Consider the following 11,788-nt stretch of genomic DNA (forward strand, 5'->3'; position numbering starts at 1 on the left):
GATTAGGGAGGGAATTTCCATGAGATATAGAATGTTATTACCTTTGTCTAACTCCAGTACGTCCAACAATGCTATTACAATGAGTTCGGGGGATCAGCATGAGTATATTCAAAGCGCCGTTTAAAGCGGGTATTTTTACAAAGCTGCTGCTATCATTTCTAGTCGTAATCATTCCGATTTTTAGCATTAGCATCTTTATCATCCAATCCGCCGAGAAGAACATGCGAGAGGAATTGTCGCAATCCGTCCTAACGAATGTCCATTTCTATATGAGTTCGTTTGAGAGCGAAATGGCTCGTATTATCCAGATCAATAAAGAGCTTATTTTCAACGAAGATTTTCTCAAAATTCGAACGATCGCCGCGGATATGGACGATTACACAAGAGTTCAGACGATTCTTAAAGTGAAAGACAGGCTAAATTTACTGAAAACATCTAGTTTATACGTCGACAATGTCAAGGTATACATTCCTTCCATGGAGAGAGGGATATTCTCTAACAGCTACGACAATCACATTCCGTCAGACGAGCTAAACGCTCTAAAAATGTCAGGACGCTCCGGATCGAAGATCACGTACTGGGAGAAGGGGCTCTTTCTGAGTGAAGTATATCCCGATCCGTTTCAGAAGCTGCCTTTGACGATTGCGCTTGGAGTCGATCTATCCACGAAGAAGATTCAGGAAACGCTTCGTCAAATCGTCGACATGGATGGGGCTGGCGCCTCCTTTATTAATGTGCAACAGAATTGGACATTTTCGGATGGGAAAAACGATCAAATCTCGCCTGAGTTGAGGAAGTTCCTAAACAACCCGGCTATTAGCGGAAGATCGAGTGATCAAGGCAACATCAACATGAACGGCATGAATTACTTGATTACGTACGAATACTCGAAGCTTCTGGACACCTATTTAGTTGTGTATATTCCTGCTGATGAAGTGTTGGGACCACTGGATACTTACCGTAAATTTCTATGGCTGTTGTCTATTCTATCCACCATTATTATCGTTGCATTTTCTTATTGGATCTTCCGCTTAATTCATCGGCCGCTCAAACGGCTTGTCACTTCTTTTCGCAGGGTGGAAAAGGGGGATTTGCAGGTAGAGATTGACCATAACTACAGCGACGAATTCAAATACTTATACGGACAATTCAATGCCATGGTTAGCCAGTTGCATAAGCTGATCGGTGAGGTTTATGAGGAGCGGATTCGTTCCCAACAAGCGGAGCTTAAACAGCTGCAGTCTCAGATTAATCCGCATTTTCTATACAATAGCTTCTTTATGCTGCAGGGACTTGTTCGGATGCGCAATATTGAAACGGCGGAACAGCTTATTCAACACCTCGGAGACTATTTCAAATTCATTACTCGAACGGGAAATGAAACCGTCACGCTCGATCAAGAGGTACACCACTCAAAGGCTTATACAGAGATACAGACACTGCGTTTCTCCAGACAAATCAGAGTGGAATGGGAGGAGCTGCCGGAGGCGTTCAAGAAGGTGCCTGTTCCTAGGCTTATTCTGCAGCCCGTTATTGAAAACGCCTATGTGCATGGTCTGGAAGACAAGGTTTCGAATGGCTTGCTTTCAATAAGGTTTGAAATAGAGGACGAAGACTTATTGATTAAAGTGGAGGACAATGGGGAGAACATTTCGGAAGCGGGTCTTGATGACTTGCGAAATCGGATACAATCCCATGTTCTGGAGAAAGAATCCACCGGTATTCTGAACGTGCATCGACGCCTAAAATTAAGATATGGCGAGCAGTATGGACTATCTGTGTCTCGAGGAGCAGAGGGTGGCGTTCGGGTGGAGATGAGATTATCTGCTAAGGGGGTTGAGAAGGTTGTATAGATTACTCATTGTTGACAATGAACCATTTATCGTAGAAAGTGTTCTCGATTTGTTTGAAAGACAGGCCATTCCTGAATTGGAGCTGCTTAGCGCCTACTCCTCTGCGGAAGCGCTCGGCTGTATGCGAACGGTTAAAATCGATATTGTTTTGTCGGATATTCGAATGCCGGGCATGAACGGCTTAGAGCTCCATCGCGAAATTATCAAATATTGGCCGCGATGTAAGGTGATTTTTCTAACGGGCTACAACGATTTTGATTATATCCACGAAGCGATGCGTAACGGAGGCGTCGATTACTTATTAAAGACTGAAGGAGAAGAGGCGATCGTCGCTTCCGTTCAGAAAGCACTGACGGCTCTATCAGAAGCGGTCGAGGCTGAAGCGTATATTGCTAAATCGAAGCAGCAGATGCAAGCGATAACACCATTGCTGCAGAAAGAGCTGCTTATGGAGCTTGTACAAGGGGGGACGCTTGCAAACGGCGCGCTGAGCCGAAGCTTTGAGGAAGCTGACATTGAACTTGATCCTACTAAACCTGTCGTTGCTATGATCGGCAGGATAGACAATTGGAAGGAAGACACGCGTCCTTTTGACAAATCGTTATATCTATTTGCCATTCAGAACATTGCGAAGGAATATCTGGCGGCGAAGGTGCAATTCATTTCGTTTGATTTTGAGAGAAAAACAAAGCTGTTATGGCTGATTCAGCCCGAAGAGCAGACGGGAACCCTGTCAGCCGCCGAGCTTGCCGAGCTGGAACAGCGATGTCTTATTTTTCTTAAGGGAACGGCAGAGATGATGCAAGATTCTTGCAGTGTCTTGCTCAAGCTGAATCTATCCATTGCCATTGGCGCTTCGTTCAAGGCGTGGGATCGCATATCGGAGCAATTTGAGCATTTGCAGCAGCTCCTAAACCGGGGGCTTGGGCTAAGTCAGCAGCTGCTGCTTATAGAGCCAACCATAACCATTACCTCAGCCGATCAAATAGAGCATGATCAACGAAAGCAGCTCAAGAAGCTGAATTTACTGCATACCTTGCTGGAGAACGGGCAGAAGGAGCAATTTATTGCTGAATATGTTGGCATTATGACAGCGTTGACAGCGTGCGCGGCTGCTAAGAATGCAATAAAGACGGAAGTTTATTTCACGCTCGTCTCCATCTTCTTATCTTATATCAACCGCTGGGAAGTTCAGAGTGAGGTTGGAGGCCGAGTCAATTTGGGTAAAATGACCGCCCTTGATTGTCATGATAACTGGAAGGAAGTAGTGGATTATTTCTATAAGCTGGCGGAAGCGCTGTTTGAGCACAAACAGGCAGGCAAAGGAAATCAGGAGCATGATGTGATTCGGATGGTGCAGCGTTATGTTCAACAGAACATAGCAGGGGATTTGACGCTTAATCGCATCGGTGATGTGGTTGGACACAATCCTTCGTATCTATCTCGATTATACAAGCAAGTCACGAATGAAGGCTTGTCCGACTATATTATGTCGGCGAGGCTTGCGAAAACCAAAGAACTGCTGGAAGAAAATCGCTTGAAAATCCATGAAATTTCTACTTCTGTCGGTTTCTTATCGGAGCAATCGTTCTTCCGCTTCTTCCGGAAGGCCTTGCAGATGACACCGCAGGAATATCGAGATAGTGTCGTGATGTCTAGAAATGCGAGTGCAAAGTAAAGAATGGCGAATAGCTGGCCGCCCCTTCGTCTACTTATAATCAACTTGTGAGCAAAACATTCAAACCTAGGGGGTTTACGAAATGGCAAGAAAGGAACGGATTACACTCTTCGCCGCTTGCTTACTTACAACTTCGCTTATGCTTTCGGCATGCGGGGGAAATAACAATGCGGGCAATGAAGCTTCGAAGCAGTCGACAGACAGTGAATCGACAACCGCAAATAACAGCGCAAATACAAACAAGACATCGACCAACACGGACGCTGAAGGCACGGTTGACCCATTCGGAAAATACGATCCGCCTATTACCGTACATTCGGTTCGTATGGCCCTCCCGGCAGATCGCTTTGAGAATGGCGATACGAATGAGAATAATGTTTGGACTAGAGAATATGAAAGCGCTCTAGGCATTAAACTTGAGTACGATTGGCTGGGCGACCCGAGCGGTGATAGCAATAAATTGGATATTTCCATCGCTTCTAATGACATTCCGGATGTATTCGGCGTCACTACGAAGCAGATGAACCAGCTGGTAGAAGGCGAGCAAATTCAGGATTTAACAGAGGTGTGGGAGAAGTACGCTTCGCCTGCGCTGAAGGAATTGGGAAATCAAGACGGAGGACTTGCGCTCAAAGCGGCTACCTTCGATGGCAAACTGATGGCGATTCCGAAATTCGGCGGAAACATCACAAGCGCAGATATTCTGTGGATTCGTACAGATTGGATGGAAAAATTGGGCATGCAGCCGCCGAAGACGATGGATGAGCTGCTCAAAATTTCTGAAGCATTCATGACCAAGGACCCGGACGGGAACGGCAAGAATGACACATTCGGCCTAGCGATCAGCAAAGAGCTTAGTGGTCTGACTGGCTTCTACAACGGATTCCACGCATATCCCGGCATTTGGGTGAAAGACGCATCAGGTAAGCTGACGAACGGAAACATCGCTCCTGAAATGAAAACAGCATTAGGGGAGCTTCAGAAGCTGTATAAAGCAGGCTTCTTGGATAAAGAGTTTGCCGTGAAAGATGGCGGTAAAGTAATTGAATCCATCTCTCAAAACAAAGTAGGGATCTATTTCGGCGCAAACTGGTATTCCTACTGGCCGTTTAACGATGCCAGAAAACAAAATCCAGGCATGGAATGGAAGCCGTTCCCGATCGTTTCCGCAGATGATAAGCCGGCAATTGCTGGCGTAGGCTTCCCGGTATATGAATATTATGTGGCCAAAGATGGCTTCGAGCATCCTGAAGTGATCGTGAAAATGCTAAACCTATGGCTGGAACGCGCTTATGGCCAGACGGCGGATTGGACGAAGTACTCCGTATCCGCTAAAGGAACAGAGCTCTTCCAATACCCGGTATTCCAAGTATTCGCACCTAATAAGGACGTTCCGGATAACTACCTTGCGGTTAAAGGGGCAGTGGAATCCAAAGATACGTCTGCGTTGAATCCGGAGCAGAAGTCGCTGTACGAGAAAATTACGGCGTTTATGAACGGCGACCAAGAACAATGGGCTACTTATCGCCAAGCAGGTCCGACGGAATCTTCATTCGAGGTATTGGCCGGTTATAAAGATACCTTGCTTACGACGGGTTACCTAGGCGCCAATACGCCGACGATGGTTGAGAAACAAGGCGTGCTGGACAAATTGCAGAATGAAACCTTTACCAAAATCATTATGGGCGCTGCCCCTATCGAAGAATTCGATAAGTTCGTCGAGCAATGGAAGAAGCTAGGCGGCGATCAAATTACAACTGAAGTGAATGATTGGGCAGCGAAGCAGTAATAGGAAGTGAATAGAAAGAGAGAGGAGAGTCCCTCACTCCTCTCTCTTTACTTTTATAGGGAAACTAGGAGGTGCCTCCGTGTATAGAAGGTTGAGAAAGGAACTTCCGCTGCATGCCATGATTTTTCCCAGCTTTATTTTTGCTCTGATTTTCAGTTACTTCCCTATGGTTGGGATCGTGCTCGCCTTTCAAAAGTTTATTCGCCTTAAAGGCAAGGGGTTAATGGGCTTTTTCCACTCCAAGTGGGTAGGGTTCGATAACTTTGAATATATTTTCATGATGCCGGATACGATGCTGGCGATCCAGAACACGCTCATCATTGCCTCTATTAAAATTGTTGTCGGTCTGATTGTTCCTATTACGATCGCGCTGCTGCTCAATGAAGTTCGAAACGCGTTAATTAAGCGCGGCATTCAGACGCTGATCTATTTGCCTCACTTTCTGTCCTGGATTATCTTAGGTGGGATATTAATTGACATTTTGTCTCCCGAGTCAGGTATTGTTAACCAAGTTATTAAGAGTCTGGGTTTTGAACCTATCTTCTTCTTGGGCAGCAATGATTGGTTCCGGCCTGTTCTGATTATTTCGGATGTGTGGAAGGAGTTCGGCTTCAGTACGATCGTCTATCTGGCGGCGATTACAAGCGTGAACCCGTCCTTATATGAAGCGGCTGTCATCGATGGCGCTACACGCTGGCAGCAAACCAGGTATATTACGGTTCCGTCCATTTTCCCAATTGTGATCCTGATGATGACGTTAAGCTTAGGCAATGTGCTTAATGCCGGATTCGATCAAATTTTCACCCTGTATAATGCGACCGTATACGAAACAGGCGATATATTAGATACGCTTGTCTATCGTACCGGTATCGTTAACGCGCAATACAGTGTTGCAACGGCGATGGGACTGTTTAAATCCGTCGTGTCCTTACTGCTGATCAGCATTTCGTATTGGCTCGCGTACCGACTATCCAACTATCGCATATTTTAGGGGGACAAACCTATGTTTCATCGTCCGTCATTTAAATACCGTACGTTCAGCGTATTTAATCATGTTTTTCTTATTCTGTTATCGCTCTTATGTCTGGCTCCGATGGTGCATGTACTTGCGATTTCATTCAGCACCAGCACTGCCGCGTCCGCCGGGCTAGTCAAGCTTTGGCCGGTAGATGCGACGGTGGCGTCTTACTCGTTTATTTTTTCGAACTCTCAGTTTGTGAAGTCGTTCCTTATTTCGATAGAACGCTGCGTTCTTGGTGTATCGATCAGTATGTTCTTTACGATTCTGCTGGCGTATCCCTTATCCAAGGAAATGAAGGATTTTCGGTTTCGGACCTTGTACGCGTGGTACTTCATGTTTACGGTTCTGTTCGGCGGAGGACTTATACCTTGGTATATGACGATTAAGATGTTCTCGCTCGACAACTCGATATGGGGACTAGTGCTGCCGGGAGCGGTACAAGTGTTTAATGCCGTTCTCATGCTGAATTTCTTCCGCGGCTTGCCGAAGGAACTGGAGGAGTCCGCATTCATTGACGGGGCTTCGCATTGGACGACATTGTGGCGAATTCTTGTGCCGATTTCGATGCCATCGATTGCGACCATCCTGTTGTTTGCCTTTGTCGGTCAATGGAACTCCTGGTTTGACGGGCTGATTCTGATGAAGTCACCGGACAAATATCCGCTTGCTACTTATTTGCAGACGATCATCATCAAACCCGATTTCAACAAAATCAGCATGCTGCAGGCGAAGCATATGTCCGAGATTTCCGACCGTACGACGAAAGCCGCTCAAATTATCGTAGGCTCATTGCCGATCTTGCTTGTATATCCGTTCCTGCAAAGGTTCTTCGTAAAAGGAATCGTTGTGGGAAGCGTTAAAGAGTAGCACTGGGATCACTAGAATCATCATTCATTCGTCTGAGAGGACTGTATATTAACATGCAAATGGAAAAGTTGGGGCGCAAATGGCGTATATTCGTCATTCATCATTCTCATACCGATATCGGCTATACAAGAAGACAAGAAAGAATCGAGCAATTCCATGTCGATTTCATTCGGCAAGCCCTGCAAATTACGAAGCAAATCGAGCAAGGGCAGAAAGCGGAGTGGATAGGCTTCAAGTGGACGTGTGAAACCTTCTGGGCTGTGGAGAAGTTTCTGGAGGAAGCGAGCGAAGAGGAGAAGCGTGACTTCGCGGAAGCTGTTCGCAGCGGCGATATCGAGCTGTCCGGGACCTATCTCAATATGACAGAGCTCGCCGATTACGATTTGCTGCAAGCGATTCATTCCAAGGCTGCGGAATACGGAAGAAACGTTGGCCGGCACGTGGATTCGGCCATGACCGCTGACATTAACGGCTACAGCTGGGGCTATGGACAAAGCTTGTTGGATTCCGGTGTGCAGCATTTATTCTCCTGTATCCATACGCATCACGGCATGTTCGCTCTGGGAAAGAAACAGACGCCTTTCTGGTGGGAGACGCCAAAAGGAGAGAAATTGCTTGTCTGGAACGGGGATCATTATTTCTTAGGCAACGAGCTGGGCATGTGTCCGGATGCCGTAGGCAGCTACATCATTCGCGATGAGTTCCATACGCCGGCGATTGTCAGCAACCACGATGAAATTATGGATACACGGATTGACCGCTATTTAAGCTTGCTTGAACAAGAGAACTATCCATATGATTTCGTGCCTGTAACGGTCTCGGGCCTTGCGACGGACAACGGGGCGCCGAACGGAGCGATTATGGACGTCATCAACAGGTGGAATGCTCGTCATGGGGAACAGGTACAGATTCAAATGGCGACCTTAAGCGAGTTTTTCCGGCATGTGAAGAGTCAGCCAGTCGATATTCCTGTGCATGCCGGGGATTGGCCGGATTGGTGGACGGATGGTGCGGGCTCGACTCCGATGCATACGCAAATCTTCAAGGATGGTCAACGCGTGCTTCGCAAGGTAAAGCGCCTTGACCCGGAGCAGCGTATTGTAAGCCGCCGGGAGCTTGACGAAATTGAGCGTCAGCTCGTCATGTACGCGGAGCATACATGGGGATTCCACACCTCCGTTCATCAGCCATGGCACTTTAATGTTCAAATGCTTGAGGTGCGTAAGCTTGCTTATGCCGCGAATGGAAGCCGTCTGGCTCATTCGGCGTTAGATAAAGTGCGAAATGCGAAAGGCGGCACACTGCTTCACACCGGCCGCGCATTCCGTTATCTTGTAGCGAATACGGAGCTCCAGCATTCCAGGCAGCTTGTGGAATTGGAATGGGACGGGTTCGAGAATGAAATCTTCAAGAACGGTATTGAAATCATCGATGAAAGCACGGGCCTTGTCGTTCCTCATCAGCCCGGTTATCAAAGTGTAACGATCGAAGCTAGTCTGGAGCCAGGTGAGCAGAAGGCGTATAGGCTTCGTCCGGCCAATGTGTCGAAGGCGAAAACAACGAATAATTACCGGCTGCTTGCCACAGATGGCGTTGATGACGTCGATGACATGTTCCCAAGCGGTCGAACGGAGAGCACCGTTATCGCAAACCAGTTTTCGATTGAGTCTGCATTTGTTCGTATTTGCTGGACGGAAGAGGAAGGCATTATTTCCTGGATCAACAAAGAGACCGGGGAAGAACAGATTCGCGAAGACAGGAAGCACGGGGCGTTCACACCTGTTTATGAAGTGACACCGGGCGTTTCGGCTCGCGGTTCGATGGGGCGCAATCGAAAAGGGATGAACGTTCGCCGTTCGGCCGGGCGCCTCGTAAAAGTGAAACTATTGGAAAACGGACCGATGTTCGGTTCCGTAGAGCTGCGGTTTGAGCTTCCGGGCGTAAGCTATTATTCATTGTTCTTAAAGGTATTTGCGACAGTCAATCGTGTCGACGTTGCGGTTCGGCTTCATAAAGACTCCGTGTGGGAACCGGAAAATGTCTATTTCTCCTTGCCGTTTACATCCGGATCGGATCGCGAAGAGACGCTCTGGATCGAGAAAGCGGGCGCGCTGGTTCGTCCATGGGTAGACCAAATACCAGGCTCGCTCCTTGATTTTACTTGCATCCAAGAAGGACTTGCTTATGTGAGTGATAAAGGCTCGCTTATGCTGGCAACTCCGGATACGCCGCTTCTGCAGCTGGGTACGTTGGAGTACGGCAAACGTTTGCTGCATACACAACAATCAGAAGAAATGAAACCTGAGCTTTACATATGGGCGATGACGAACTACTGGGAAACGAATTTCAAAGCGACACTAGGCGGCTTCTATGAGTTCCGCTACAGCTTGGCATGGAGCGAGAATGTCAAATCGGCTGCCGAAGCAATTGGGCATTGCCATACCATGGGCGCAGGACTGACCACTTGGCGCATTGGAGAGGACGAGTAGGATGAACGCGATTAAGAGAGTCCACGTTATTTTCAAAACGCATTTGGATATCGGGTTTACCCATATGGCGCAAGATGTATTCGATCGATATATGAACAGCTTTATCCCGCAAGCGTTGGAGCTATCCGAGAAGCTCGCGCAAGAGGATGGACCCGTGAAGTTCGTATGGACGACAGGCTCTTGGTTAATTAAGCAGTATTTGCAAAACGCGTCCGAGCCCATGCGCGCTCGAATGGAGGAAGGTATTCGAGATGGCCGCATCGTGTGGCATGGCCTGCCGTTTACGACCCATACGGAGATCATGGATGAGCGTTTGTTTGAATATGGGCTTTCCATTGCTAAGGAGCTGGATGAGAAGTACGGACGTACAACGATTGCTTCCAAAATGACGGATGTTCCCGGCCATACGATCGCCATTGTCCCGATGATGGCGGATCGAGGCATACAATATCTACACCTTGGCGTGAACCCTGTAAGTAAAAATCCGTCGGTTCCCAAGCTGTTCGTATGGCGCGCACCGGATGGATCCGAAATCATAGTGAATTATGCCGACGCTTACGGCAGACCATTCTATTTGGACGGGATGGAGGACGCGCTGTACTTCGCGCATACAGGTGATAACGATGGTCCACCTACGATAGAAGAAGTACGGGCGTTATATGAGAAGCTTCAGCATGAATATCCGGGCGCTGACATTGTAGCGTCGACAATGGATGCTTACGCAGAGAAGCTGCAGGCCGTCAAGCATCTCTTGCCGGTCGTTACGGAGGAGATCGGAGACTCCTGGATTCACGGCATTTCCTCTGATCCGTGGAAAATCGCCCGTTACCGTGAACTGCTTCGTTTGCGTGATAAGTGGGTAAGTTCCGGCGATCTGGATCCGCAAAGTGAAGCTTACGCTCGGTTTTGTGATGATTTAATGCTTATTCCCGAGCATACGTGGGGTTTGAATGAGTCCGTGTATCTGGTAGACTTTAGCAGCTATTCGCCATCTTCACTGGCTGCCGCGAGAGGGCGGGATGTGGTCGATGACACGAAGTGGAAGAAGTTCGACTATCTCCGCCAATTAGCGAATCCTACCCGCCGCTTCAGCGAAGTGGAGCGTTCATGGCAGGAACAGCGCGACTACTTATCCCGGGCTATTGCCGCTCTGCCGGAAGCTTTGGCAAGAGAAGCGGTGAGTGCGCTTGAGCAGCTTCATCCTACTTCGGAACGCCAAGTGTCCGATACTGCCGAGCCTATACGAATCGGTGAATCCTATGAGCTGGGAACATTCCGTGTTGCTTTCTCTTCCGAGGGCTCCATCTGCTCCTTGATCGATGGAGCAGGGAAGGTATGGGCGGATGAAGAGCATCAGCTGGGCAGCTTCATTTATGAAACGTTCAGCAAGGAGAGCTATGATCAATATTTTAAAGAATATGTAACCAACTTGCCGCTCCATCACAGCTGGGCTGAAGCGGATTTAGGAAAGCCGGGTATTGAGTTTGTTGATCCTAAGCCGGAGCATAGACAGTTCAAGGCAAGAGTCGAGAAGATCGAGCTGCACAGAAAGCCGGAATGCGATGTTGTTAGCGTCGAACTAAAGCTGCCGGACTATGTGTGCGAGCATCACGGAGCTCCGCAACGGTTGAACGTTCTGTATACCTTCCAGTGCAACGCTCCTACTCTTGAGGCCCAGCTGGAATGGCAAGGGAAACAAGCAAGCCGTCTGCCGGAGGCGAGTTGGTTCTCATTCTCGCCGCTTGTCGACAATCCGAATATTTGGGAAATGGATAAGCTGGGACGTCGCATTTCGCCGCTGTCAGTAGTCAAGAACGGCAATCGAAATATGCATGGGATTCAGTCCGGATTATTCTATGCAGGCGCGGACGGCACAGCGGTCATCGAAACGTTGGATACGCCTATCGTTTGTCCGGGAGAGAAGAGGATCCTTCAGTTTGACAACAACTTCGCCCCGCTTGACGGAGGGTTCCACTTTAATCTGCATAACAATGCATGGGGCACAAATTTCGTCATGTGGTTCGAGGATGATATGAAGTACCGATTCCGTCTTACGCTGAAGTCAAACGAATAATACAAACAAGGGGCGAA

At 48.1% G+C, this 11,788-nt stretch carries 7 protein-coding genes; all 7 read left to right on the top strand.

Features of this window, described 5'->3' with window-relative positions; all coding sequences use genetic code 11:
- Positions 1 to 98: 98 nt before the first annotated feature.
- The 7 genes from AC0YNS_RS11200 to AC0YNS_RS11230 all read left to right on the top strand — a co-directional run bounded on the left by AC0YNS_RS11200 (position 99) and on the right by AC0YNS_RS11230 (position 11,771).
- Complete coding sequence (locus tag AC0YNS_RS11200; RefSeq protein ID WP_475781079.1) at positions 99 to 1,853, top strand: sensor histidine kinase; 1,755 nt, start codon at positions 99 to 101, stop codon at positions 1,851 to 1,853.
- On the top strand, positions 1,846 to 3,531 hold the full coding sequence (locus AC0YNS_RS11205) for a response regulator transcription factor (protein ID WP_475781080.1): 1,686 nt from the start codon (positions 1,846 to 1,848) through the stop codon (positions 3,529 to 3,531). The genes AC0YNS_RS11200 and AC0YNS_RS11205 overlap by 8 nt, the downstream gene beginning before the upstream one ends.
- A gap of 82 nt (positions 3,532 to 3,613) precedes the next feature.
- Positions 3,614 to 5,320: an extracellular solute-binding protein gene (locus AC0YNS_RS11210; protein WP_475781081.1), complete on the top strand. Its 1,707-nt coding sequence runs from the start codon at positions 3,614 to 3,616 to the stop codon at positions 5,318 to 5,320.
- A gap of 118 nt (positions 5,321 to 5,438) precedes the next feature.
- Positions 5,439 to 6,311 carry an ABC transporter permease gene (locus AC0YNS_RS11215; RefSeq protein ID WP_475781863.1) on the top strand — a complete coding sequence of 291 codons (873 nt, stop codon included), beginning with the start codon at positions 5,439 to 5,441 and terminating at the stop codon, positions 6,309 to 6,311.
- A gap of 12 nt (positions 6,312 to 6,323) precedes the next feature.
- Positions 6,324 to 7,208, top strand: coding sequence for a carbohydrate ABC transporter permease (locus AC0YNS_RS11220; protein ID WP_091221767.1), 885 nt, complete (start codon positions 6,324 to 6,326; stop codon positions 7,206 to 7,208).
- A 53-nt stretch (positions 7,209 to 7,261) separates the two neighbouring features.
- A complete protein-coding gene (locus AC0YNS_RS11225) occupies positions 7,262 to 9,697 on the top strand; it encodes a glycoside hydrolase family 38 N-terminal domain-containing protein (RefSeq protein WP_475781082.1) in 2,436 nt (811 codons plus the stop codon).
- Position 9,698: 1 nt separating this feature from the next.
- A complete protein-coding gene (locus AC0YNS_RS11230) occupies positions 9,699 to 11,771 on the top strand; it encodes a DUF5054 domain-containing protein (protein WP_475781083.1) in 2,073 nt (690 codons plus the stop codon).
- The last annotated feature ends 17 nt before the right edge of the window (positions 11,772 to 11,788 follow it).

Source organism: Paenibacillus sp. J22FR21, assembly GCF_056269135.1.

Bases quoted from the DNA above. Each gene is read 5' to 3' on its own strand.
- AC0YNS_RS11200 (WP_475781079.1), top strand. From the start codon at position 99: ATGAGTATATTCAAAGCGCCGTTTAAAGCGGGTATTTTTACAAAGCTG.
- AC0YNS_RS11210 (WP_475781081.1), top strand. From the start codon at position 3,614: ATGGCAAGAAAGGAACGGATTACACTCTTCGCCGCTTGCTTACTTACA.
- AC0YNS_RS11215 (WP_475781863.1), top strand. From the start codon at position 5,439: ATGATTTTTCCCAGCTTTATTTTTGCTCTGATTTTCAGTTACTTCCCT.
- AC0YNS_RS11220 (WP_091221767.1), top strand. From the start codon at position 6,324: ATGTTTCATCGTCCGTCATTTAAATACCGTACGTTCAGCGTATTTAAT.
- AC0YNS_RS11225 (WP_475781082.1), top strand. From the start codon at position 7,262: ATGCAAATGGAAAAGTTGGGGCGCAAATGGCGTATATTCGTCATTCAT.
- AC0YNS_RS11230 (WP_475781083.1), top strand. From the start codon at position 9,699: ATGAACGCGATTAAGAGAGTCCACGTTATTTTCAAAACGCATTTGGAT.